Genomic DNA, 25,158 nt, shown 5'->3' with positions numbered 1-25,158 from the left:
GATGAATTCGTTGGCGGTTGTCAGGCTTACTTGAGTCATGTCAGCGCTCCTCAGGCTTAGGCGTTGGCTTTGATCAGGCGTTCGTAAGCGGCTTGATCGAGCAAGCGGGCGATCGCCGAAGCGTCAGCAGGCTGGAAGCGGAAGAACCAGCCTTCGCCCAGCGGATCTTCATTGACCAACTCAGGGTTGGCGTCGAGCGCCGAATTCACTTCCACCACCTCACCGTCCAGCGGCATGCCGATGCTGCTGGCGGCCTTCACCGACTCCAGCACCGACACTTCGGTGCCAGCGTCGAAGTCGCCCAGCTCAGGCACCTGTACAAACACCACATCCCCCAGCGCCTGTTGGGCAAAAGCGGTAATGCCAACGGTGACCGTGCCGTCAGCTTCGGTGCGCAGCCATTCGTGGTCGACGGTAAAACGCAATTCGCTCATGTCTACTCCTCATTGTTCTGGCTCATTCGCTGCAGGTGGCGAATGACGATGGGCAGGCTCGTTTGGGTGGCGAGCGTGGCTGAAGGAGTCATAGCAAGGGCGGTGCCAGAACCAATTAATTGTTTTAAATCAATGGCTTGAGATGGTTTATGGTAGTTTCTTGGAGGTCTCGTGTATTGAAATCAATACAGGCAGGCAAGGAACAGGGGGCGAAGTCCGGGCGAGACGGGTTGAGCTCGTTCTGTCTTGATTTCGATACGTCGTATCGATTTGTATACATTGTTGAATAGCACTCGAACCCACAGGGATTTTCAGTGTTGCTGAAACCGGCGGTCAGGCCTTGTTGGGAATCCCGTACTTGCGCAAGCGAATGGCGATGGCGCTGTGGGAGGTCTGCAAGCGCGCCGCGAGCAATCGACTGGACGGATAGCTGCAATACAACTGCTCCAGCAGGTTCTTTTCAAAACCTTCGACAGCCGCTTCCAGGCTACCCACTTCGCCATCGTTCTGGCGTTCCACTGCCGTGCGCGCAATGTCGAGGTCGTCGAGGTCGACCAACGGGTTTTCGCAAATCGCCGCCGCGCGGAAGATCACGTTTTGCAGTTGCCGCACATTGCCCGGCCAGCGGTTGCCGAGCAGGGCGGGAAAGGTGCTCGGCGCCAGGCGGCAGACCGGCCGCTGGATCTGCGCGCACGCCTGCTGCATGAAGTGCTGGGCCATCAGCAGGATGTCATGGCCGCGTTCGCGCAGCGGCGGCACTTGCAGGTTGAGCACGTTGAGGCGGTAGAACAGGTCTTCGCGAAAGTGACCTTCGCTGACCATTTTTTCCAGGTTGCGATGGGTGGCGCTGAGGATCCGCACGTTGACCTTGACCTCGCGATCGCCGCCCACGCGACGGAAGCAACCATCGCTCAAAAAGCGCAACAACTTGGCCTGCAGGTACGGCGACATTTCCCCCACTTCGTCGAGGAACACCGTGCCCTGGTCGGCCAGTTCCAGCAGCCCGAGTTTGCCGCCGCGCTGGGCGCCGGTGAAGGCGCCGGGGGCGTAGCCGAACAGCTCGCTTTCGGCCAGGCTTTCCGGCAGTGCCGCGCAATTGAGCGCCAGGAACGGCTTGTCGCAACGGCCGCTGATGGCGTGGCAGGCGCGGGCCACCAGTTCCTTGCCGGTGCCGGTTTCGCCCTGGATCAACAGCGGCGCATCGAGGGCCGCCACCCGCTGGGCCCGTGCCTTCAGCGCACGGATAGGCGGCGACTCGCCCAACAGCGCATCGAAGCCTTCGGCGTGATCGTGATGCAGCGCCGACAGGCGTTCGCCGATGCGGTTCGGTTGATAGAGGGTGAGCAGGGCGCCGGCGTCGGTGATCGGCATGGCGTCGAGCAGCAAGGTGTGGCCGCCGAGGCTGACTTCGCGCATGGGCAGGCGGAAGCCCTGGGCGATCAATGTCGATTGCAAGTCGGGATCATCGAACAGCGTGCCCAGGGATTCACCGGCCGGCTCGCGGCCGCACAGGGCGATCAGCGCCGGGTTGGCCAGCAGCACATGACCACGTTCATCCACCGCCAGCACCGGGTCGGAACTGGCGGCGAGCAAGGCATCCAGTTGCAGGCGCCGGCGTTGCCCCGGAAGGATGTCGACCAGGGTCACCGCTTGCACGCCACGCACGCCGAAAAGGGCTTCGCGCAACTCCTCCAGGACTTCGGCGCCGAGGGTCGGGGCATCGATGTAGACGTTCGGCGGCACCATCTCCACGGCGTCGAGGTTGAAGCTGCGTCCGCCCAGCAGGGCCAGGACTTCCTGGGTGATGCCGACGCGGTCGATGAAGGTGACGTGGATGCGCATAGGTGGCCTTGAGCGGTGATGAAGCGAAACGTTGCGTCGATGAGTATGGTGGGCGCTGTTTGAATTTGGCGAGCCGTCAATGCTTCTCGGCTGCAGGCGTTTTGCGGGAACAGGCCGCCAGGTCTTCGAGAAACGCCTGCAAAATCGGCGGTGGAGCCGCGCCGCGACGGGTGATCACGTCGAACGGCGACATCAGCTGCAAACTGGCGGGAGCCAGCTGGTGCATCTCGCCGGTCTTGATCCATTGCGCGGCGAAATGTGCCGGCAGAAAGCCCAGGTAAGCGCCGGAGATGATCAGAATCGCCAGGGCTTCGATGTTGTCCACGGTCGCTGCCGCCTTGCTGACGCCCAGGTGTTCCAGGTCGTACTGCTGCATGTAGCCGCGCACGACAATGCGGCTCGCGGCGATCTCTTCGAGCAATTCCTCACCTTCCGCCTGGTTGCCAAACAGCGGATGCCGCCGCCCGCAATACAGCCCCAGCGCTTCCTGGTACAGGGGCGAATGCAGCAGCCCCGGCACGTGAATCGGGAAGTGCCCGATGGCCAGGTGCAGACGGCCGTCGAGCACGCGCTCTTCCAGTTCGGCGGGGGTGCCGACGTACACGTTGAGGTGCACATCGTGCCCACGGGAGACGAAGCGCTGGGTGGTGCGCGGGATCGGCGAGTCGGGGTCGGTGATGGTGGTGTCGATGATCCCAAGGTTGAGCTTGCCGCTGATGTGCTGCTTGAGCACGTCGGCGTCCATGCAGAAATTTTCCACCGCCGAGAGCAGGCGCTGGGTGGCTTCGTGAATCGCCACGCCTTGCTCGGTCAGACGAAAACCGCTGCGTCCGCGCTGGCAGAGCTTGACCCCGAGCCGGGTTTCCAGATGGGTCATCTGTTCGCTGATGGTCGACTGGCCGGCGTTCAGCGCCGCCTGCGCGGCCGAGAAGCCGCCGCAGCGGACAATGGTGGCAAACACCCTGAGCAGCTTCAGGTCGACATCATGCAGTTGAATCACTGGGACCTCCCGCGTGTGGATGCATCGGTAATGCCGATATGAGTATCTGATGTTTAGCATTTTTTCCACGAAAAGCTGCGCCCATAGTCTTTCCAACGGCGGTCGCCTTGCAGTCCGCCAGGCCGAAAACAAGAAGTGGAGAGGCTAGACATGTCGAACAATGGTTATGAATCCGGTCGCCTGAACCTGCCATTCGTGGGTCATTGCACCTTTGGCAAATCCCCGGTGTGCACCGACTGGGATGCCCTGGATGCCGACGTCGCGGTGCTCGGCGTGCCCAATGACATGGGTACCCAGTGGCGCTCCGGCGCACGTTTTGGACCACGCGGGATTCGTGAAGCATCGACGCTGTTTTCCTTCGGCCATGCCGGCGCCTACGACCACGAAGACGACGTGATGTACCTGACCGCCGCCGACGTGCGCATGGTCGACGTGGGGGATGCCGACATCGTCCACACCGATATGGAAACCAGCAACAAGAACACCGAATACGCGGTACGCAAGATTCTCGATGCCGGTGTGATGCCGGTGGTGCTCGGTGGCGACCACTCGGTGCACGCCCCGGTGATCAAGGCCTTCGAAGGCCGTGGTCCGATCCACATCATCCACTTCGATGCGCACCTGGATTTCGTCGACGAGCGCCACGGCGTGCGCTACGGCCATGGCAACCCGCTGCGCCGCGCCTCGGAAATGAACCACATCGTCGGCATGACCCAGATGGGCATCCGCAACGTGTCCTCGTCCAACCGCGACGACTACGAAGCGGCCCACGAAGCCGGTTCGAAAATCCTTTCGGTACGCGATGTGCGCCGCCTGGGCGTCGAAGGCGTGCTGGCGCTGATCCCGCAGAACATCAACTACTACATCACCATCGACATCGACGGTTTCGACCCGTCCATCGCTCCTGGCACCGGCACCCCGAGCCACGGCGGCTTCCTCTACTACGAAGTGCTGGAAATCATCCAGGCCCTGGCCAAGCGCAGCAAAGGCAACATCGTCGGCATGGACCTGGTGGAAGTGGCACCGGTGTACGACCCGACCGGCATGACCTCGATCCTCGCCGCGCAACTGCTGCTCAACAGCATCGGTTTCATCTTCCACGAGCGGGGCAAGGTGCGTGCGGCCCAGAGCGAAGCCACTCCAGCCTGATATCGAAACCACCAAACCCGGCAGGACCTGACTGCCGGGCGGAGAGAATAAAAATGGACACGATCGTCAAAAGTTACCTGCAAAAGTTCGGCGTCAGCGAGGCCACCCAGACCTTCCTTGGCAAGGTCCAGAAAATGTTCATCGGCGGCGCCTGGGTCGAGGCCAGCGATGGCCAGACGTCCGAAGTCATCGAGCCGTCCACCGAAGGTGTGATCACGCGCATTCCCATGGGCACCACCGCTGATCTGGACCGTGCCGTGCAAGCCGCCCGCGCCCAGTTCGACGGCGGCGCCTGGCGCCAGGCCAAACCGGCCGAACGCGAACGGATGATGCAACGCCTGGCTGACCTGATCGAACAAAACGCCGCCGAGCTGGCGCAGATCGAATCGATCGACATGGGCAAGTCAGTGGCCTTCGCCCGGGACGTCGATATCCAGGGCACCGTCGATACCCTGCGCTACTTCGCTGGTTGGGCCACCAAGCTTCACGGGCGTACCGTCGAGCCGTCGCTGCCGGGCAATTACCTGGCCTACACCCGCAAGGAAGCGGTGGGCGTGGTCGGTGCCATCGTGCCGTGGAACTTCCCGCTGCAAACCATGGCCTGGAAACTGGGCGCGGCCCTGGCCACCGGCTGCACGGTGGTCGTCAAACCGGCTGAACTGACGTCGCTGTCGGCCCTGCGCTTTGCCGAATTGGTGCAGGAAGCGGGCATCCCGGACGGGGTGATCAACATCGTCACCGGGGGCGGCAGCGTGGTCGGCGCGGCCATGGCCACTCACCCTGGCATCGACAAACTGACCTTCACCGGATCGACCCCGGTCGGCCGCACCGTGGGCCGCGCCGCGCTGGACGACATGAAGCGCCTGACCCTGGAACTGGGTGGCAAATCACCGGTCATCGTGTTCGCCGACGCCGATATTCCGGCGGCTGCGCAGGCGGTCGCCAACGGGGTGTTTTTCAACTCGGGACAGGTATGCGACGCCGGCACACGGGCCTATATTCACAGCAGTGTCTATGACCAATTCCTGCGCGAGCTGATCGCCTACACCCGCACCCTGAAGATCGCGCCGGGGATGGACCCTGACTGCTTCATCGGCCCGCTGGTCTCGGCCCTGCAAAAGCAGCGCGTGACCGAGTACATCGAGACTGGCAAGCAGGAGGGCGCCCAACTGGTCTACGGCGGCCAACCGGTCGAGGGCCCAGGCTTCTTCGTCGAGCCGACCATTTTCGCCCATTGCCGCAACGACATGCGCATCGTCCAGGAGGAGATCTTCGGCCCGGTGCTGGTCACCGCACCCTTCGACGATGAGGAACAGGCACTGGCGCTGGCCAATGACTCGCCCTATGGCCTGGCGGCGGCCCTGTATTCCAATGACCTGGGCAAGGTGCACAGCCTGATTCCGCGCCTGAAGGCAGGCTCGGTCTACGTCAACGCCCACGGCACCCTCGACCCGTCGATGCCGTTCGGCGGCTACAAGCAGTCCGGGTTCGGCAAGGACCTGGGCGCCGAGCAGTTGGACTACCTGCTCGAGACCAAGGCGGTGTGGATCACGCTGCCGGGCCGAAGCTGATCAGGCAAGACAAGGAACAATGCCAACGTTGAAAGCAATTGCACATTTGAAATTCGGGAACGGCAAGGACGCGCCCCGGGAGTCGTTCACCCGAAAGAATGCGGTTTTTTCGTCATGATCTTCCAACAATAAGAGTCCATCATGAACACAAACGCCAAGTCCGCCCCGAGCGTGTCGGTCCTCGACGACAAAATCGTCGTCGAAAGCCATTCGATCGATTTCATCCCCGAGCACGAGCGCACCGACAAACTGTCGAGCCAGGGCCCGTTCTGGTTTCTCGGCAACTTCACCTTCTTCACCATGACCATCGGCTTCGTCGGCCCGAGCGTTGGCCTGACCGCGCTCTGGACCACGCTGGCCGGTACGCTGGGCATCATGTTCGGCACGCTGTTCATGGCCTTTCATGGCTCGCAAGGCCCGCACCTGGGCCTGCCACAGATGATCCAGTCCCGTGCGCAGTTCGGTTATCGCGGGGTGATTCTGGTGCTGTTGGCGACGCTGTTTGTGTTCGCCGGTTTCAACATCGTCAACCTCGTGCTGATGATGCAGGGACTGCACACGCTATTCGGCTTCAACCCCGCCGTGATCGCAGTGGCGGTGACGATACCGGCAGCCGTGCTGGCGATCCTCGGCCATGACTGGATGCACCGCAGCTTCAAATGGGCGCTGTACCTGTCGTTGCCACTTTACGGTCTGGTGACCCTGGCGGTGCTGATGGGCTGGGTGCCGGATGCGGCGTTGCCGGCGCTCGGCGCCGGTGAAGTGGCCCCGGCACCACTGGGATTCAACTGGACCGGTTTCATCGCGCAATTCGCGGCCGCGGCGAGCTACAACATCGCCTACGCCCCGTACGTGTCGGACTACTCGCGCTACCTGCCGAAGAACACCTCCAGCGGCAAGCTGATTGCGGTGGTGTTCCTGGGGGCTTCGCTGTCCGGTGCCTGGATGATTTCCGTAGGGGGCTGGCTGGCCGATCACCTGCACTCCACTGACGTGCTGGTGGCCCTCGGGCAAGTCGGCAATACCGTGTCGCCGCTGATGGGCACGGCGGTCGTGGTGATCACTATCCTGGCGTTCCTGCCGGTGATCGCGATGAACATCTACAGCGCCAAGCTCACCACGCTGACCTGCGTCGACTCGATCAAGCATATCGAACCGACCCGCAAAGCGCGGATCCTGGCTATCGCCTTCGTGATCCTGTTGCAATTGGGTGTGGCCCTGAGCATCCAGAGTTCCGGCAAGGGCCTGTCGGTGCTCGGCATCTACCTGGTGGTGATGCTGTACTTCCTGGTGCCCTGGACCTCGGTCAACCTCACCGACTACTTCTTCGTGCGCAAGGGCCGCTACGCCATCCCGCACTTCTTCATGCCCCACGGCAACATCTACGGCAGCTGGGGCCTGCGTGGCATCGCCGCGTACGCCATCGGCTTCATCTCGATGATCCCGTTTTTCTACATCTTCGACGGCGTCGAACAGCGCGAAGTGTATGTCGGCCCACTCGCCAAAGCCCTGGGCAGCATCGACATCGCCTGGCTGGTCGGGCTGATCGTATCGGGGGTGGCCTATTACGTGCTCAGCCGCTCGATCGATCTCAAGCGCGAAGAAGCGGTCATCCAGCACATCGAGAAGATTTCCCCGCAATTCACCACCGGCGACACATTGACCAAACCGTCGAAGCCCGTTTTCAACGAATCGACGGTCCGGAGATAAATCATGGCTACGCAAAAATACGACTACATCATCATCGGCGCAGGCTCGGCAGGTTGTGTGTTGGCCAACCGCCTGAGCGAAGATCCGGCCACCTCGGTGCTGGTCCTGGAATTTGGCGGCAGCGACAAGAGCGTAGTGATCCAGATGCCCAGCGCATTCTCGATCCCGATGAACACCAAGAAGTACAACTGGCGCTACGAAACCGAGCCGGAAACCTACCTCAACGGTCGTCGCGTCCACTGCCCTCGGGGCAAGGTGCTGGGTGGTTCGTCGTCGATCAACGGCCTGGTGTACATCCGCGGTCATGCCTATGACTTCGACGAGTGGGAGTCCCTCGGCGCCCAGGGTTGGGGCTATAAAAACTGCCTGCCGTACTTCAAGCGCGCCGAGAGCTATGAGTCTGGCGGTGATAACTATCGCGGGCAAACCGGACCGCTGCACACCACCAACGGCAACCATATGAAGAACCCGCTGTACGGGGCCTGGGTCGAAGCCGGTGCGGAAGCGGGCTACATCAAGACCGATGACTGCAACGGCTACATGCAGGAAGGTTTCGGCGCGATGCACATGACCGTGAAAAACGGCGTGCGCTGTTCCACCGCCAACGCTTACCTGCGCCCGGCCATGGACCGTCCGAACCTGACGGTGATCACCCATGCGATGACCCGCCAGGTCATCCTCGAGGGCAAGCGCGCCGTGGGCATCAGCTATGACCACGGTGGCCAGACCCACCAGGTCTATTGCAACAAGGAAGTGCTGATCTCGTCCGGGCCGATCGGCTCGCCGCACCTGCTACAACGTTCGGGCATCGGCCCGGCCGAGGTCCTGCGCAAGGCCGGGATCGCCGTGCGTCATGACCTGCCGGGGGTAGGGGAGAACCTGCAGGATCACGCCGAGGTGTACATCCAGTTCGGCTGCAAGGAACCGGTGACGCTCAACAGCAAAATGGACCCGCTGAGCAAACTGATGATCGGTTTGCGCTGGCTGCTGTTCAAGGATGGCCTGGGGGCCACCAACCACTTCGAGGCCGGTGGTTTCATCCGCTCCGACAAGGGCTTGCGCTGGCCGGACATTCAGTTCCACTTTCTGCCGGCGGCCATGCGTTACGACGGCAACAAGCCGATCAAGGGCCATGGTTTCATGGTGCTGACCGGGCCGAACAAACCGAAGAGCCGCGGCTATGTGCGCGTGCGCTCGGCCGATCCTTACGAGCATCCTGAAATCCGCTTCAACTACCTGGAGCGCGAAGAGGACCGCGAAGGCTTCCGACGGTGCATCCGCCTGACCCGCGAGATCATCGGCCAGAAAGCCATGGACCGCTTCCGCGATGGTGAGATTGCCCCCGGCGCGCACCTGACCAGCGATGAGGACCTTGATGCGTTCGTGCGTGACAACCTGGAGAGCACCTATCACCCTTGCGGTTCGTGCCGCATGGGCGAGGACGACATGGCCGTGGTGGATTCCGAGTTGCGCGTGCATGGCATTGCCGGGCTGCGGGTGATCGACTCCTCGGTGTTCCCGACCGAACCGAACGGCAACCTCAACGCACCGACCATCATGCTCGCCGAACGGGCGTCGGACCTGGTGCGCGGACGCAAGATGCTGCCAGCGTCGGATGTGCCGGTGGGACTGGTCGAAAACTGGGAAAACAGCCAGCGGTCGACCCTGCCGGGACGTAATGTGCGGGTGTAATAAAACCCTGTAGGAGCCAGCCTGCTGGCGATGGACCCGAGAGCGCCGCGTTTATCCAGCCCGCACGCGTTATCGTTGACAACCTTCGCCAGCAAGCCAGCTCCAGCAGGATCGAAGCATTCGCGCAGCTTCACGCCGCGTGCGGGCAATTGTTTGCTAGGCTCCAGAGTCCTTGAGACCGCAAAGGAGCACCCTCATGGCTATTCAGGCCCTGCGCGCCGACGCTTCCCACATCGACAAGATCGCCCCGTTATTCGACGCCTATCGCGGCTTCTACGGTCAGTCATCGAACCTGCCGCAATCCCGTGACTTCATTGCCGAGCGCATCGCCCGCGACGAATCGGTGATCTTCTACGCCGAGGACGCCAGCGGCGAAGCCCTGGGTTTCGTGCAGATGTTCCCGACCTTTTCCTCCATCAACGCACACCGCACCTGGTTGCTCGGCGACCTGTTCAGCGCGCCCGCCGCTCGCGGAAAAGGCGTCGCCACCCTATTGATGAACACAGCCCGCGACTTTGCGCGGTTGAGCGGCGCCAAGGGCATGACCCTGGAAACCGCCACCGACAACCACACCGCGCAGCGCTTGTATGAGTCTTTGGGGTATGTACGAGATCCGGGTTACTACACCTACTGCCTGGACTTGAAGCAGGGCTGAGCCCGGCGCTTCAAGTCGCGGATGAGCCCTAACCGAACACCGGCCGGAAGAAACTGCGCTCATAGCTGAGGATGCAGCGGGTTTCTTCGGCGTACTTGAACGCGGCAATGCACGCCGGGTCGTTCATCGACTGTTGGCGATAGGTTTCATAGGCCGCCAGACTGGGGAAGGTGAACATCGCCAGGGCAATATTGCTGGCACCCTCGGACGGCAGGAAGTAGCCGTGATGCTGACCACCGAATTTCTCCACCAGTGGAATCCACAACTTGCCGTAGTGCTCGAACGCGTCGAGCTTGTAGGGGTCGAGTACGTATTTCAGGTAGCAGGTGACCATCAGTTTTCTTTCCTTGTAAAAGTGCGGGACGGGATGCAAAGGGCAACAGTCTGCCAAGGCCTGCGTCAGACTGCCATCAGCGATTTGCGGCCAGGAATGCGCGCTCATCTGCAGGGTGGCGTTTATGCCGGTTCCCGCAGGCACCCGCAACAAACCCTTCGATAAAAGCGTTGGACATGGTGAAATGGCCGCCCCTTTTCGCCGTGCGTCATCCCGGATCTGGAGCTGTACATGAACAAAGCTGCGGTGCTGACCGTCTTCTTGCTGCTTCAGGCAGGTTTGTCGGGTGCGCAGGCCCAAGCGGCCGGCGATGCCGAGGCCGGCGGGAAACTGTTCAAGCGTATGTGTGGCGGCTGCCACCAGATCGGAGAATCGGCGCGGGCGTTTTTTGGCCCGCAGCTCAACGGTATCGTCGGACGCGCGGCCGCAAGCACCACCGACTACCAGTACTCCGACGCCATGAAGTCATCGGGCGTGGTCTGGACCCGGGAAAAACTCGCTGCGTATATCGAAGATCCAAAGGCAGTGGTTTCCGGCACCCGGATGATTTTCTGGGGCATCAGCGACCAGGAAAAAATCGACGATCTGCTGGCGTATCTGGAGACCTTTCCGGCGCCGTGACCGGCCTGAGAAATTGCACTCCACTTGAACACCTGCTTGCATTCGACCTGACTACCGATAGCATCGGATTTGCCCCGCACGCGTTGTAACCATGATCGGCAGGGAACGGCCGCAAGCCGGTATTCAGCCCATCAAAAAAGGACGACGGATGCTTATGCTGATTCACCATGGGGTGACTGAATGGGCTACCTTGTTGAGTCATTTACTCGTTGCTCAGGGAGAGCGCCATGGCTGTAGAAATCAAGCTATCGGAAAACGTGACTGCAGAAGAGCGGTCAGGCATTTTGACCCCGTTGCTGGCCCATAATCTCGCCAACCCTGTGATCGCATCCCCCGCCAAACTCCTCTTCCTGCCCGGAGCCTCGGGTAACACCCGGTTTTGGCTTCCGGTTGCTGAGCGCCTGGTCCACCCGGCGCAGCGGGTCCATATCGGCTGGCCCGGCTTTGGAGACACTCCGCCCTTGGCTGGCGTGACCGGCATGGATGATCTGGTGGCTCGCGTGCTGGCCGAGATCGACCGACCCACAGCGCTGGTGGCGCAGTCTATGGGCGGTATAGTCGCTGTGCGTGCAGCGCTTGAGCGCCCTGAACTGATCACGCACCTGACGCTGACCGTCACCTCTGGCGGGGTGGACATTTCTGCTCTGGGCGCGCATGACTGGCGCCCGGATTTTGCTGCCGCCAACCCGACACTGCCGAGTTGGTTTCTCGACGACCAGACCGACCTCACGCTCCGGTTGGCCGAGTTGCGCATGCCAGTCCTGCTCCTCTGGGGAGATTCTGATCCGATCAGCCCCGTTCGCGTCGGCCAGCGCCTTGCTCAACTGTTACCCCGCGCGGAACTACACGTCTTCCCTGGCGCCGATCACGATCTGGGTTTTACTCACGCAGTCGAAGTGGCAGGGTTGATAGAGAGACATCTGGTCTGATGGTGAGCCGAGCACGGGTTGCCACCGCTTTGGATTGATTGTCCGCCCCCGGCCAGGAGCGGTCACTCAAAAAGCGTCCTGAACTACCAGGTTCTCATGTCATGAAATCATCCAGCTGTCGTACCATCGGCACATCGACAGAACGGAGGTTGATATGGGAAATGGTCAGGACAAACGAGTCGTTGTCATTGGTGCAGGCATAGTTGGCGCGTCATTGGCGTATCACTTGGCAGGTAAAGGCGCGAATGTCACCTTGGTAGAAGCTGAAGATATAGCTTCGGGAGTGACTGGCAGCTCATTCGCTTGGCTCAATGCCTCACACCCCGAACCTGACCCAATTGCGCAACTGCGCGGTTCTGCCATCAAGGAGTACCGCCGACTCGAAACGCAGCTGCCAGGCCTGGAGATAAGATGGACAGGTGCCTTGTCTTACAGCGTGATGGCGATTGGAGCGCTGCCGATCTCAGGTCACCAAGCTTCGGCAAACCTGGTGTCTCGATCGCAGATTCTCGACCTTGAACCAAATCTAAAGAACCCTCCCCAGTCTGCTCTGTATGCGGCTGAAGAAGGAGCGCTGGACGCAGTGGCAGCTACGCATGCGTTGATCGCAGGTGCCCAGGCGTATGGGGCGAAGATTCTCACTCAGACGCGAGTGCTCGGTTTTGTAACCCAGAGTGCAACGGTGACCGGAGTCGAAACAACAATAGGCATCATCGATGCCGATATTGTCGTACTGGCAGCCGGGACAGGCATCACGAAGCTGACAGACATGCTTGGAGTGTCCCTGCCAATAGAGGCCTCGCCTGCCATTTTCATTCGTTACAAGTCGCAACCCAACCTCGTGCACACCCTCATCTCCAGCCCTGAAATGGAAGTGAGGCAAAGTTCGGATGGTGCGTTACTGGCGGCAGAAGATTACCTGGACGACGCCATGGATAATCAGCCGGCAGCGATAGCGCTTCGAACTTCCAAGACAATCCAGAACGAACTCCATGGTGTTGTTTCCATAGATCCGGAACGGGCTTGTGTCGGACTCAGGCCCATGCCTGCCGATGGCCTCCCCATCATCGGTTATCTACCCAAAGTGGGTGGCGTCTACGTTTGTGCAATGCACCCTGGAATTACTTTGGCGGCGACAGTGGGACGTCTGGCCAGCGAGGAGATTATCGATGACAAGGCGTCCAGTGCCCTTTGCCCATGCCGGCCCGATCGATTTTTGCAAGCGTAGGGGATCCTCTTGTGAGGCAGAAATCGGCCGATTCTGTTGAAAAAGTCGGCCATGGTTTCCACGGGAGAAAAGTACGCGCTTGAGATTGAATTCTTTGCTTTGAGCAGAGGATTTCGGGCTCAGATTTCGCGTAGCTGCGCGCAAAAAAAGCATTTTCAGGAGTCAGTGCGCGGGCAGTCTGGAGAACCGACTTTTTCAACACAATCGGCCGATTGCTGCCTGTAGCAACGGGCAGCTTGCGACCCAAAGCTGGCAGTGGCGACAGGAAGAAATCGGCCAGAAGCAGCCGTTGGCTGCTGGCGACGTGACTCCTCATTTATGCTCGGAGGCTTTAGAGTAGCGCGGCCTATTCATAGGGATATTGTTACTTAATCCAACTTGCACGAAGAGCAATAGCAGGGAATGTATGAGAGGGCATGGAGCTTTGGCGGTGTTTCGGTTTTTGCTGGTTGTTCTGGCGCTGCTGGCGTATTCACATGTATATGCGCTGGAGCCTGTTGCCGTTGATGCAAATCTCGATGGCCTGTCGCTGGTTGGTCACGCCGAATTTCAGCGCGATCCACACAATTACGATTCGCTGCAGCAACTCGATCCCTTCGCGTGGAAGCCGCTGACACAAGCTGATCTTTATCAGGGCATCACCCGCGACGGGTTCTGGTTGCGGCTAACGCTGCACAATCCAGGCGCGGATGCACAGCCTTGGGTGCTTGTTGATGACACGGCATGGATTGATTCCATGACGGTTTTCGTGACAGCCCCTATCCCATGGCAGCAGGAAGTCGGCGATCGCCTGCCATTTTCCAGCCGCGCTCTGCCTTCGCCCCTACCTGCGATCATGCACAGCATCGCCCCTGGCGAAACACAGCAGGTTTTCGTGCGGCTGCGCTCAGTGTCTGGCGACGATATGCGATTGACCTTGCGCCTGTACCAGCCTGCTGCGTTCATGGCGGCCCTGCAGACCTATACCGCCATCTACACAACACACTTGGGCGTATACATCACGCTGGGTGCCATCTGGCTGCTGTTCGGTATCGTGCTGCGTCAGCCGACCTTTATCACTTATGCCGCCTTCGTCACGTGTACTGGCTTCGCGTGGTTCAACTTGCGCGGCCTGCTCGCGCAGCATCTTGCACCGGATACAAGTTTCTGGACGAACGAAGGCCTCGGCCTGCTGGTCAGCGGCGCGCTGTGTTTGTCCTTCCTATTTACCCGCAAGGCACTGCGCCTGAACTCCGTTGCTCCGATACTCGACCGCGTGGCCCTGGGGTTTGCGTTGGCGAATGCCGTGGTTGCGATCTTGTGTGCGTTGCGCGCATTGCCTCTCGATACACTTTTTCTCATGTACCGCTTCTTCAACGCCACCGCGATTATCAATGCGTACTTTGCTTTTGTCAGTTGGAGGCGTGGTACACCGCATGCAATTTGGCTGCTGATTGGCTGGGCGACCTTCGGTCTCAGTGCGCTCAGCGTCACCTGGGCCTGGTACGGTATCAAGGGCGGGCCTCCGGAAATCAACATGATCGCACCGATGACGATGACTCAGAGTGCCGCGCTGATCGAAGTCCTATGCTTCGCCATCTCTCTCGCCCTGTGGATACGTACCCAGCAGCAGGAACGTCTCGCTGCTGAGCATTCGGCAAATACTGATGGCCTTACCGGGCTGAATAACCGCAAATGCGTCGAGCGTCGTCTGGACGAGCTGATAAAACAGCCTTCTACACCGGATACACTGTGGCTCGGGATTGTTGATATCGACTTCTTCAAGACGGTCAACGACACCTATGGCCATGCTGCCGGCGATGCTGTACTGCGTAGCTTTGCCAAGATTTTACGCGCCAACTCGCGCCAGACTGATATCGTCGGCCGTTTCGGTGGAGAGGAGTTCGTCCTGGTCCTTGAGCGTATTGATCGCGAAGGCGCTGAACGCATGACCAATCACCTGCGTGAAGCCTTCGAGGCGACGCCGACCGAATTCGAAGGCCAGATCATTCCGCACACGCTCAGCCTGGGGCTCGCTGCCCATGCCGGCGAGACCGACTCGCAGCGCTGGTTCAATCGCGCCGACGCTGCGCTCTATGAGGCCAAGCACTGTGGGCGCAACCGCGTTTGCATTGCAGGCGGATAACGCCTGATTCGTTGAGATATCTGGGCACCCACTTCTGGCCGATTGCTTCCCGTCACCACAGGCAGAAATCGGCCAGAAGCGGGCATTGATAGAGGAAATGCCCCCACGGCCACGCACTGCATTGCCTGATCGAGCTATAAATGCCCAAGAGCCGACATAATCGACGAGCGGCACGAAGGCACCAAACGACACGAAACCTTTCGTACTAGGCTCCAACATTAGCCTTGAATAGCTGATGGAAATTTCTATTCAGAAGTTAGCGGGTTTCCGAGACTGTCCGGGCACGAAGTTGGTGGTTCCTCACAAGATCCTTGTCTTGTACTCATCATATTCGCGGGCGGCAAGGGTCTACTTCCCAGAAAGGAAACCAGGCATGAAAAGGCACTCGCACCGCACTAAGTTCTACGTTGCATGTTCATTGCTCATGGCCCTCCATGGTGTTGCGCAGGCGGCACAAACCGAAAAACCCAATATTCTGTTCATCGTTTCCGACGACACCGGCTACGGCGACTTGGGGCCATATGGCGGGGGGGTGGGTCGAGGCATGCCGACACCCCGCATCGACGAACTCGCCGCAGAAGGCACGACATTCTTCTCCTTCTATGCGCAACCCAGTTGCACCCCAGGCCGGGCCGCCATGCAGACCGGACGCATACCCAACCGCAGCGGCATGACCACGGTCGCCTTTCAGGGTCAGGGCGGTGGCTTGCCGGCGGCTGAATGGACACTGGCATCGGTGCTCAAGACCGGTGGCTACGACACCTATTTCACCGGCAAGTGGCACCTGGGCGAAGACGATTACGCGCTGCCCAATGCCCAGGGTTACGACGTGATGAAATACGTCGGCCTTTACCACCTGAACGCCTACACCTACGCGGACCCGACCTGGTTCCCGGACATGGACGATGAAACCCGCGCCATGTTCACCAAAGTGACCAAGGGTGCGTTGTCCGGTAAAGCTGGGGAAAAGCCGGTCGAGGAATTCAAGATCAACGGCCAGTATGTGGACACACCAGTCATTGATGGCAAACCCGGTGTGGTCGGCATTCCGTTCTTCGACAACTATGTGGAAAAAGCCACGATGGAGTTTCTCGACACCGCGGCTAAATCCAATAAACCCTTCTTCATCAACGTCAACTTCATGAAGGTGCACCAGCCGAACATGCCGGCACCGGAGTTCGTGCACAAGTCGATATCCAAGACCAAATACGCCGACTCCATCGTCGAACTCGATACCCGCATCGGGCGCATCATGGACAAGCTCAAAGCGCTGGGTCTGGATAAAAACACCCTAGTGGTCTACACCACCGACAACGGCGCCTGGCAGGACGTTTACCCCGACGCCGGCTATACGCCTTTCCGGGGTACCAAAGGCACCGTGCGCGAGGGGGGCAACCGGGTTCCGGCGATCATGGCCTGGCCTGGCAAAATCAAGCCAGACACCAAAAATCACGACATCATCGGTGGTCTCGATTTGATGGCCACTTTCGCCTCCGTGGCCGGTGTCAAACTTCCGGACAAGGACCGTGAAGGCAAGCCGATCATCTTCGACAGCTACGATATGACCCCGGTACTTCTCGGCACTGGACCCGACCCGCGTAAAGAGTGGTTCTATTTCACCGAAAACGAGTTGTCGCCGGGTGCTGCCCGTGTCGGTAACTACAAAGCAGTGTTCAACCTGAGGGGCGACGATGGCGCCGTGACGGGCGGTCTGGCCGTCGACACCAACCAGGGTTGGAAGGGGCCAACCAAATACGTGGCGACCGTGCCGCAAGTCTTCGACTTGCTCCAAGATCCTCAGGAACGCTACGACATCTTCATGAACAACTTCACCGAACACACCTGGACCATGGTGCCGATCAGCACTGCGATTGCGAAGCTGATGAAAACCTATGTCCAGTATCCACCACGCAAACTGCAAAGCATGGGCTATGACGGCCCGGTGGAATTGTCCAAGTTCCAGAAATTCCAGTCGGTACGCGAAGATCTGGAGAAAGAAGGCATCAACATTCCAATGCCTAACTAGCCATGCTGCGGCAGCCTGCCCTAGGCTGCCGCCTCTTTTTCCTCTTTGCCAGAAACTACATTCAAATGAAGAACCTTTTTTTCGTTGTGACCGACTGCTACGGGTCGGAAAGCGACGGTCGGGCCCAGACCGTCGCCGTGGATGATTAGACTTCTGTCTGCTCTGCCATTTCTCGAGCATCGTCTACCTCGATGCCCAAGTACCTGACAGTGCTTTCGAGCTTCGTATGACCAAGCAACAGTTGAACTGCTCTCAAATTCTTGGTCCTGCGATAGATCAAAGATGCTTTGCTTCGCCTTAGCGTGTGGGTACCGTACATCGTCGGATCAAGTCCAATGGCTGTTACCCATGCTTTGACTATTCGAGCGTATTGCCTGGTGGAGAGTTGATCTGAGCCATGCAATCGCCCATAGCGGACTATCAAAGATGTCCCGAAGTTAGGGGGAATTCGTCGTGTCAGGAGGTAGTGCCTCGGGGGCTCCGGACATCAAGAATTTGAATCGGTCAAAGGTGTTCATCCGCCGCACTGACACTGATTTTAGCTTCTTGGGCGAAGCGAAATAGACCTACACCTAGGAAGAATGTGGCGACTATAAAAAGAAGGCCGGCACCATAGGCGTACTTGAAGCCCATGAACTCAGTTAAAAATATGATAGCGAGCAGCAGGGTGGCGCAAAGTCCGCCGCGCAGAGAAGACAGGATTCCAGCGTTCAATAAGTTAGCCCGCCGCCTCAATCTCTCCAGATCAGCCCTGAGATGCGCACGCCTCGGGTCGTCTTCGGGGATCGCATTGAGTACCCGTGTACGGTCGATGACAGCTGATAATCTCGAAGTCATTAACGAAACGAACGCAGCTATTGCACCGAGGAAAAACGTCGGGGCTGTTGCTTGTGAAAAGATCTGCGACAACCGCACAGCGTCAGGAATGAATTCGTTCAATTTAGGGATCACCCAATAGTAATAGTTTGAGTATTTGCAATTCTCCATTTGACATATTCGCGGTCAAAAGGTGGGGTGCACCCTGTTATCAGGTAGGGGACTCAGTACAGTCTTGGGGGTCGAGTTTTGCTGACAACAGGGCACCAACGTCAGGCTAGGCCTGCAAGTTGGTCGGAGCGCCCTGTCGTACAGCGTAGAGCAGCTCAGGAGACTTTCCACAGTGAGTATGCGGACAGTCTGGAAGAACCGACTTTTTCAACACAATCGGCCGTTTTCTGCCTGTCGTGATCGGCTCAAAACGACCCAAAGGAGACACTCGCCAACCCCTGCTTTCGGTGAGAACAGTCAGAAATCTACTTGCGCGTCGACCGGCTAAATTTCGACGGTCTGTTCTTCGCTGTAATCATGAGACGTTATTATGGTTAGTAATTCAGCGTTTATGGAGCAGTGCATCAACCACAGCGTCAAACGCGAGCGAATGCTCACGGCGATTCGGATAGTTGAGATGATAGCCCGCAAAGGGTTGGCACCAGTCCTCAAGTGCTCGTACCAGACTGCCGCTAGACAGCTATCTCACCATTGCTGCCTGTCGTAATTGGTGTGGAAATGTTTATGCATGGGGCGTTATTCCTTTGGTAAGGATTAGAAGGAGGCGCCGACACTGATCGCCGCGAAGTCGCGATCACCGCGGGTTCCGTAGCTGCCGTCGATGTAGTCGGTGTAAGAGAGGCTCATTGAATACTTGCTCATAAATGTCGCGTCCAGGCCCAGGCTCACCGAGCGCGAACCTTCGTTGAACGCCGAACCGTCGCCTGGCGAGTAACCCTTGACGTCATGGGACCAAGACAGGTTCGGGCGCAGGTCCAGTCCCTGCATCACGCTTGAGTAACTCCAGGTTGCACGCAGCCGATAACCCCAGGAAAAGGGCGTGACGAAACCTTCGTTATTGCAGTATTCAGGGCTGTTGGAAATGCTCAGGCAAACGCTGTTGTTGGCCAGTTCGCCACTGTTGTAGGCACCGGATCGGCCGTAACGCGGCCCGTTTTTTCCTTCCAGGCCGCCGACATAGGTCGCGCCGATTTCGCCCACCAGCAGCAGCTGGTTCGCCCCCATCACCTGGCCAAGGGAATGCATCGCCGAGACTTGCGCCTGGGTGACTTCCTTGCGCCGGTAACCGTTAAACAGGGTCGAGTCGGTAGTTGGGCGCAGGCCGGGTTCGGACAATGGGCTGCGGCCTTCGGCGTTGAGCAATGACTGCAGCACATCGGTGCCGTTGAGCTGCACGGGCATGTTCGGGCGATAGCTGAGCTCGCCCTGAAGCGCCGTGCCGGTGCGCAGGTTGGTGGAGAAAGTCAGGCCGTACAAGCGAATGTCCTCAGGGTACTGCGCGAGGTACTGGGAGGTCCCCATGCGCAACGCGCCCGCCAGGGACTGGCCTGAGCTGGACCTCAGAAACGCGCCGCACCCGGCCGAAGGCACACCGAGATTGCTGCACAACTGCGGGGCGAAAGCGTTGTTGCTGAAGTAAGGGCTGCTGACGGTGCCCAGATAAGGCGAGCGGCTGTGGTAGTTGGCGGCATACACACCGAATTCGGCGTCCAGCGGTGCGACATACCAGTGCAGCGACAAGCCCCACTGACCGCTGTTGCGAGCATCCTGATCGCCTGCTCGGGGGATGCGTACGCCTTCCTCGTTCATGACCACGCCAAAAGGTCCAAGCCCTCGGTTTGCCGCTGCGAGGTTGACCTGTCGACCGCCGACATCGAGGCTTTCGCAACCCTCGGGAATGAAATCGTTACCCGAAAAAAATGTGCCGCAGTTGTCCAGTTGCGTCTGCTCCCAATCCAGCTGATAGAACGCATCAAAGGACAGTGCCTCGTTGATGTTCTGGGTCACATACAGCAGATTGACCGGCACCAGCGCGTCCTTGACCTCCGAACCCGGTCGACGCAGCGCAGCCTGGTTGAAGGGGTTCACGACGTTCAAGCCGCCCTGGATGAAAATGCTTTCGCCCCAGTTCACCACTTGTTTGCCAAGACGTGCCGAGCCTGGCTCACCGCTGATGTCGTAGAGGCGATAGACGAAAGCATCGAGCCACTGGAACCCGGCCGTCTTCGCCGAGGTTTTGCGGTTGTGGTCGTCGATGTCCTTGAAGCGTTGGCTGTGATCGCGCTGCGCCGTGTCGTACCAATAAGTACCGCGCACGAACATGCCCAGGTTGTCGTGTTTGAGTTCCAGGTCGTGGGTACCTTTGAAGACTGTCGAGAACACGTCACCGGATCGATAATTGCGCCGACCGTCATTACCGTTGGGGGCTGCCACCTGCAGTTTGTCCGGATTGGCGGTGCTGACGCCGACGCCCAGTGCCAGAGCAGAATCGAACTGGCCTTCTATCTCACCCAGTTCGAATTGCATGGCGCCGACGGGGGCTGCGAGCAGGCTGCACGACAGTAAAACCAGCGAGGACCGGAATCGGTCGGGAACGATAGCGTTCACTCTTAACCTCTTATTGTGTTTATTAGAGAGTGAGGGGATGAAGCACCGCGACCCAGCGAACAGGTTGGTCGTCGGTGGCGAGGGGATGATAGGGAGGCGCCGGATTGGCTCACAAATAGCGTCTTTGGATCGTTGCCATAACACTTCGGCATGGGGCTCCGGAGTGACCGGTACACCCGGTTCGGCCAGCTAAAAAAGCTATACCCGGCATCAGTAACTGGTATTACGTTCGCCGTTGCGACGCTGTTTAGGATCGCCCCAGTCCTAACTGTCGACGAGAACAACAACGTGAACCTTGGAAACCTAATCAGTCGAAGTGCCAAGTACTGGCCAGAGCGAACGGCCGTCATCGATCGTCACACCCGAGTGACCTTCGCCGAGCTGGAACAGCGCACCAATCAACTGGCCTCGGCGTTACTGGCCCAGGGCATCGACTCTGGTGAACACGTCGCCATCCTTGCCGAGAACCGGGTCGAGCTGGTCGAGGCCGAAGTGGCTTTCTACAAGGCCGGCCTGGTCAAGGTGCCGGTCAACGCGCGCCTCTCGCTGGACGAAGTCATCCAGATTCTTAACGATTCCTGCAGCGTTGCGCTAATCACTACACCGCTGTTTGCCCAAGCTTTGGCCGCGCAACGGGCGCAGGTGCCTGCGCTGCGTCTGGTCGTGGCGTTGGCAGAGGCGGGCGGCGACGTCGCCTACCCGACGCTGCTGAACCTGGGTGACACCAAACCGGTCAGTTGCGATCCGCCTGACGATGCACTGGCTGTGTTGCACTACACCTCCGGCAGCTCCGGTGTGTTGAAGGCGGCGATGCTCAGTGTCGGCAATCGCAAGGCGCTGATCCGCAAAAGCATCGCCAGCCCCACCCGGCGCGCGGCGCCTGGCGATGTCATGGCGCACGTCGGGCCGATCACCCATGCCAGTGGCATGCAGTTGATGCCATTGCTGGCGGTGGGTGCCTGCAACCTGCTACTGGAACGCTACGACGATCAATTGCTGCTTGAGTCGATTCAACGTGAAGGCGTCACCCGGTTGTTCCTGGTGCCCGCGATGATCAACCGACTGGTGAACTTCCCCGGTGTGGAACGCTACGACCTGAGCAGCCTGCGCCTGGTCATGTACGGCGCAGCACCGATGGCGCCTTCGCTGGTCAAGCGCGCCATCGAAGTGTTCGGGCCGATCCTGGCGCAAGGGTATGGCGCCGGTGAAACCTGTTCGCTGGTCACTGTGCTCACCGAACAGGATCATCTTTGCGAGAACGGCGACTATCGACGGCTGGCGTCCTGCGGTCGCTGTTATTTCGAGACCGACTTGCGGGTGGTCAATGACGAATTCCTGGATGTGAAGCCGGGCGAGATCGGCGAAATCGTGGTCAAGGGCCCGGACATCATGCAGGGCTATTGGCGGGCACCCGAGCTGACCGCCGAGGTGATGCGCGACGGGTACTACCTCAGCGGCGATCTGGCGACGGTCGACGATGAGGGTTACGTGTTCATCGTGGATCGCAAGAAGGAAATGATCATTTCCGGCGGCTTCAACATCTACCCGACCGAAGTCGAACAGGTGCTCTACAACCTGCCGCAAGTTTACGAGGCCGCCGTCGTCGGTGTGCCGGATGAACAGTGGGGCGAAGCGGTGCGAGCCGTGATCGTGCTCAAGCCGGGTACCAAGCTCAGTGAAAGAGAGGTCATCGAGCATTGCGCGCAGACCCTGGCCGGGTTCAAGAAACCCCGCGCCGTGGATTTCGTCACCGAGCTGCCCAAGAACCCCAACGGCAAAGTCGTTCGCCGTCTTATCCGCGATGCCTACTGGCAACACAGCGACCGTCGCATCTGAACAGGAGATCACCATGTACCAGCCAAGTGAAAAGGCCAGCCAGATCATCGAGGCCATCGGTGGCTTCGTTCGCGACGAAGTCCAGCCCCTGGAACAACGCGCAGGCCTGAGCTGGGCCGAGCCGCATCCGCGCGAAGTGCTCAAGGAGGTCTGGAAGCGTTCCTGCGAGCAGGGTTTCTACAACATCATGCTGCCCGAGGCCATTGGCGGCGCCGGGCTCAACGTTTCGGATCTGTGCGCGGTGAAGGAAGCCACCGTGCTGACTGGCTCCATGCTCGCGCCGCATATCCTCGGAGAGTTATCCGGGCCGCCGCGCGTTGGCCATCTGTTCAAGGTGGCGAGCCCTTTCCAGGTAGAGGCTTTTCTGCAACCGGTATGCCGGGCTGAGAAGGCCGTATGTTTCGCGCTGACCGAGAGTGAGGCAGGTTCCGACGCCACGGCGATCAAGACCCATGCCCGTCGCGACGGCGACGATTACGTCCTCAACGGCAGCAAGCGCTTCATCTCGGGTGCTCCCTATGCCGATATTGCGGTGCTGCTGGCGGTCACCGGACCGGGTGGCGGCGCCCAGGGCATCTCGGCATTCTTCGTAGATCTCAAGGCGTCAGGTGTGCGGATCGAAAGCGACTACTCGGTGATGTCCGGTGGTGGTGCTCACGGCGATATTTTCCTGGACGACGTCCGGGTGCCGGTGGCCAACCGGATTGGTGAGGAGGGGCTGGGGTTCAAACTGGCGATGGGACGCATCACGCTCAATCGTCTGCTGCATTGCCCGACGATGCTGGGCCTGGCAGGGTTGGCTTTGAACCTGTCGGTTGATTACGCCCGCACGCGCAAGCAGTTCGGCCAGCCGATCGCAATGTTCCAGTCGATCAACCACATGATTGCCGACATGGCGACGGAACTGCATGCTGCGCGCAGCATGGTCTATGCGACCGCAGCGGTGAACGACGCAGGCGGCGATATCCGTACGCAGGCACCGATGTGCAAGTTGTTCGTCTCGGAGACTGCATTCCGTATCGCCGACCGGGCGGTGCAGATTCACGGTGGTGCGGGGCTACTGCGCGGCAATGCGGTGGAGTGGATCTTCCGCGCGACCCGTATGATGCGCATCCTGACCGGTACCAGTGAAATTCAGCGCAATACCATTGCCAAAGGCGTTCTGATGCCTGGCTAGCAGTGCCGCCGCACGTCCGGCTGCAACTGGCCGGACGCTCAGACAAAAACAATAACGAGAGACAACCATGACTCACTCTGACACCCCCGGACGTTCAGGCACGGCCTGGATGGTTGCGGTACTGCTGGCACTGCTGATGCTGGTCAACTTCCTCGACAAGGTGGTCATCGGCCTGGTCGCAGTGCCGATGTCCAAAGAGCTTGGCCTGTCACCGACCGAGTTCGGCCTGGTGGGCGGCGCCTTGCACTGGTTCTTCGCTATTTCCGCAGTGGTCGGTGGCTTCATGGCCAATCGCCGGCCGACCCGCACGCTGCTCTTGGGCATGGGCGCGTTTTGGGCGCTGATCCAGTTGCCGATGCTGTTTGTTACATCCTTGTGGGCCATCGTGGCCTGTCGCGTGCTGCTGGGCATAGGCGAGGGGCCGGCGTCGCCGGTGGCGACCCACGCCCTGTACAAGTGGTTTCCCAATGACCGACGCAACCTGCCGGTGGCGCTATTGCATACAGGCAGTGCCTTCGGCCTGCTGGTCGCCGGCGCGATGATCCCCTGGGTCAGCGTGCATTACGGCTGGCGCATGAACTTCATCCTGCTGGCCGCCATCGGCGCGGTGTGGTGCGTGCTGTGGTGGCTGCTGGGACGCGAAGGCACGCTGGATCGTATTCGCCCTGGCCAGTTGAAGCAGGATGACGAGCATGTGCCTTATCGAAAGTTGCTTACTGACAGCACGCTGCTGAGTAATTACCTGTGCCATTTCGCGGCCAACTGGTCATTGGCGCTGACCCTGACCTGGGTGCCGAGTTATCTGGAAAACGGCCTGGGTATCGATCCGATCATGACCGGCCGAGTGTTCGTGTTGTTTGTGGTCGTCACCACGCCGCTGAGCCTATTCATGGCCTGGCTTTCGCAGCGCCTGATGCGCGGCGGCATGGCGACGCGATGGTCGCGAGGCGCTTTCGTTTCGTTTTGTCTGATCGCCAGCGGTCTGCTCAGCGCTGCGCTGTTTCTACCGGGGCTATCGAACATTGAACGGATCGTCTGCCTGACATTCAGCGGCGGTCTGGCGCTGGTGATGTACTCAGTGGGGCCGGCCATGCTCGCCGAGTTCACGCCGGGCAGCCAGCGCGCGGGAATCCTGGCGATCGGCAATGGCATCGCCTCGCTGGCCGGTCTGTCGGCACCGGTGGTCACCGGAATCCTGGTGCAGGGCGCCGGTGCCGAGCATCCGGCCGGTTATGGCGAGGGGTTTCTGGTCTGCGGCGCGGTGCTGGTGGTGGCGGGGCTGATCGGGTTGTGGTGGATGGATCCGCAGAAAACCCGCGAGCGGCTGCGAAATATCGTCGGTGTCGCGCAGCCTCGGGTCAATTGAAACGCCGGGCGCTGCGCGATGCGGCGCC

19 protein-coding genes and 2 pseudogenes are annotated in these 25,158 nt (G+C 59.8%); 13 read left to right on the top strand and 8 right to left on the bottom strand.

From position 1 onward, the window contains the following. Window positions 1-56: 56 nt before the first annotated feature. The 3 genes from gcvH to AC1Q6D_RS31685 all read right to left on the bottom strand — a co-directional run bounded on the left by gcvH (window position 57) and on the right by AC1Q6D_RS31685 (window position 3,276). On the bottom strand, window positions 57-434 hold the full coding sequence (gene gcvH, locus AC1Q6D_RS31695; protein ID WP_103406232.1) for a glycine cleavage system protein GcvH: 378 nt from the start codon (window positions 432-434) through the stop codon (window positions 57-59). A gap of 333 nt (window positions 435-767) precedes the next feature. After that, window positions 768-2,276 (bottom strand): transcriptional regulator GcsR, encoded by a 1,509-nt coding sequence (gene gcsR, locus AC1Q6D_RS31690; RefSeq protein WP_103406233.1) that lies wholly within the window; start codon window positions 2,274-2,276, stop codon window positions 768-770. A 76-nt stretch (window positions 2,277-2,352) separates the two neighbouring features. Continuing rightward, the gene (locus AC1Q6D_RS31685) at window positions 2,353-3,276 is read right to left on the bottom strand and encodes a LysR family transcriptional regulator (protein WP_103406234.1); all 924 of its coding nucleotides are present in this window, start codon (window positions 3,274-3,276) and stop codon (window positions 2,353-2,355) included. Window positions 3,277-3,426: 150 nt separating this feature from the next. Between AC1Q6D_RS31685 and speB the strand changes: the two genes are divergently transcribed. The 5 genes from speB to AC1Q6D_RS31660 all read left to right on the top strand — a co-directional run bounded on the left by speB (window position 3,427) and on the right by AC1Q6D_RS31660 (window position 10,053). After that, the gene (speB, locus tag AC1Q6D_RS31680; protein ID WP_090323432.1) at window positions 3,427-4,425 is read left to right on the top strand and encodes an agmatinase; all 999 of its coding nucleotides are present in this window, start codon (window positions 3,427-3,429) and stop codon (window positions 4,423-4,425) included. A gap of 53 nt (window positions 4,426-4,478) precedes the next feature. Then, window positions 4,479-5,996 (top strand): aldehyde dehydrogenase family protein, encoded by a 1,518-nt coding sequence (locus tag AC1Q6D_RS31675; protein ID WP_103406235.1) that lies wholly within the window; start codon window positions 4,479-4,481, stop codon window positions 5,994-5,996. A 141-nt stretch (window positions 5,997-6,137) separates the two neighbouring features. Beyond that, window positions 6,138-7,706, top strand: coding sequence for a purine-cytosine permease family protein (locus AC1Q6D_RS31670; RefSeq protein WP_103406236.1), 1,569 nt, complete (start codon window positions 6,138-6,140; stop codon window positions 7,704-7,706). 3 nt (window positions 7,707-7,709) lie between these two features. Next, entirely contained in the window at window positions 7,710-9,398 is a 1,689-nt protein-coding gene (betA, locus tag AC1Q6D_RS31665) for a choline dehydrogenase (RefSeq protein WP_103406237.1), read from the top strand. Window positions 9,399-9,594: 196 nt separating this feature from the next. Further along, window positions 9,595-10,053: a GNAT family N-acetyltransferase gene (locus AC1Q6D_RS31660; protein ID WP_090468480.1), complete on the top strand. Its 459-nt coding sequence runs from the start codon at window positions 9,595-9,597 to the stop codon at window positions 10,051-10,053. A gap of 28 nt (window positions 10,054-10,081) precedes the next feature. Here AC1Q6D_RS31660 and AC1Q6D_RS31655 read toward each other — a convergent pair whose 3' ends face one another. Further along, complete coding sequence (locus tag AC1Q6D_RS31655) at window positions 10,082-10,387, bottom strand: NIPSNAP family protein (protein WP_047527771.1); 306 nt, start codon at window positions 10,385-10,387, stop codon at window positions 10,082-10,084. Between the two features lie 231 nt (window positions 10,388-10,618). Between AC1Q6D_RS31655 and AC1Q6D_RS31650 the strand changes: the two genes are divergently transcribed. The 5 genes from AC1Q6D_RS31650 to AC1Q6D_RS31630 all read left to right on the top strand — a co-directional run bounded on the left by AC1Q6D_RS31650 (window position 10,619) and on the right by AC1Q6D_RS31630 (window position 17,316). Continuing rightward, the gene (locus AC1Q6D_RS31650; protein WP_103406238.1) at window positions 10,619-11,008 is read left to right on the top strand and encodes a c-type cytochrome; all 390 of its coding nucleotides are present in this window, start codon (window positions 10,619-10,621) and stop codon (window positions 11,006-11,008) included. A 227-nt stretch (window positions 11,009-11,235) separates the two neighbouring features. Further along, window positions 11,236-11,937, top strand: a complete 702-nt coding sequence (locus tag AC1Q6D_RS31645; protein ID WP_256590382.1) for an alpha/beta fold hydrolase — start codon at window positions 11,236-11,238, stop codon at window positions 11,935-11,937. A gap of 154 nt (window positions 11,938-12,091) precedes the next feature. Next, on the top strand, window positions 12,092-13,165 hold the full coding sequence (locus tag AC1Q6D_RS31640; RefSeq protein ID WP_103406239.1) for an NAD(P)/FAD-dependent oxidoreductase: 1,074 nt from the start codon (window positions 12,092-12,094) through the stop codon (window positions 13,163-13,165). A 442-nt stretch (window positions 13,166-13,607) separates the two neighbouring features. Continuing rightward, window positions 13,608-15,290 (top strand): sensor domain-containing diguanylate cyclase, encoded by a 1,683-nt coding sequence (locus tag AC1Q6D_RS31635; protein WP_492618494.1) that lies wholly within the window; start codon window positions 13,608-13,610, stop codon window positions 15,288-15,290. Window positions 15,291-15,663: 373 nt separating this feature from the next. Then, window positions 15,664-17,316, top strand: coding sequence for an arylsulfatase (locus tag AC1Q6D_RS31630; RefSeq protein WP_103406241.1), 1,653 nt, complete (start codon window positions 15,664-15,666; stop codon window positions 17,314-17,316). A 145-nt stretch (window positions 17,317-17,461) separates the two neighbouring features. Here the strand turns inward: AC1Q6D_RS31630 and AC1Q6D_RS31625 are convergent. The 4 genes and pseudogenes from AC1Q6D_RS31625 to AC1Q6D_RS31610 all read right to left on the bottom strand — a co-directional run. Then, window positions 17,462-17,722: pseudogene (locus AC1Q6D_RS31625) on the bottom strand (tyrosine-type recombinase/integrase); the annotation flags it as partial. Window positions 17,723-17,820: 98 nt separating this feature from the next. Beyond that, window positions 17,821-18,255, bottom strand: coding sequence for a DUF2721 domain-containing protein (locus tag AC1Q6D_RS31620; protein ID WP_047538702.1), 435 nt, complete (start codon window positions 18,253-18,255; stop codon window positions 17,821-17,823). Window positions 18,256-18,685: 430 nt separating this feature from the next. Next, window positions 18,686-18,823 (bottom strand): annotated as a pseudogene (locus AC1Q6D_RS31615) (LysR family transcriptional regulator); the annotation flags it as partial. A 74-nt stretch (window positions 18,824-18,897) separates the two neighbouring features. Then, window positions 18,898-20,751 (bottom strand): DUF1302 domain-containing protein, encoded by a 1,854-nt coding sequence (locus AC1Q6D_RS31610; protein WP_371919937.1) that lies wholly within the window; start codon window positions 20,749-20,751, stop codon window positions 18,898-18,900. 288 nt (window positions 20,752-21,039) lie between these two features. Here AC1Q6D_RS31610 and AC1Q6D_RS31605 point away from each other — a divergent pair, with 288 nt between their 5' ends. The 3 genes from AC1Q6D_RS31605 to AC1Q6D_RS31595 all read left to right on the top strand — a co-directional run bounded on the left by AC1Q6D_RS31605 (window position 21,040) and on the right by AC1Q6D_RS31595 (window position 25,130). Beyond that, a complete protein-coding gene (locus AC1Q6D_RS31605) occupies window positions 21,040-22,587 on the top strand; it encodes an AMP-binding protein (RefSeq protein WP_103406243.1) in 1,548 nt (515 codons plus the stop codon). Between the two features lie 13 nt (window positions 22,588-22,600). Beyond that, the gene (locus tag AC1Q6D_RS31600; protein WP_103406244.1) at window positions 22,601-23,764 is read left to right on the top strand and encodes an acyl-CoA dehydrogenase family protein; all 1,164 of its coding nucleotides are present in this window, start codon (window positions 22,601-22,603) and stop codon (window positions 23,762-23,764) included. A gap of 109 nt (window positions 23,765-23,873) precedes the next feature. Beyond that, complete coding sequence (locus AC1Q6D_RS31595) at window positions 23,874-25,130, top strand: MFS transporter (RefSeq protein WP_103406245.1); 1,257 nt, start codon at window positions 23,874-23,876, stop codon at window positions 25,128-25,130. Window positions 25,131-25,158 lie beyond the last annotated feature (28 nt).

It is taken from the genome of Pseudomonas sp. MT92, assembly GCF_058792515.1.
Note: the sequence above shows the minus strand (reverse complement) of the source record. Positions and strands in the feature narration are given on the sequence as shown.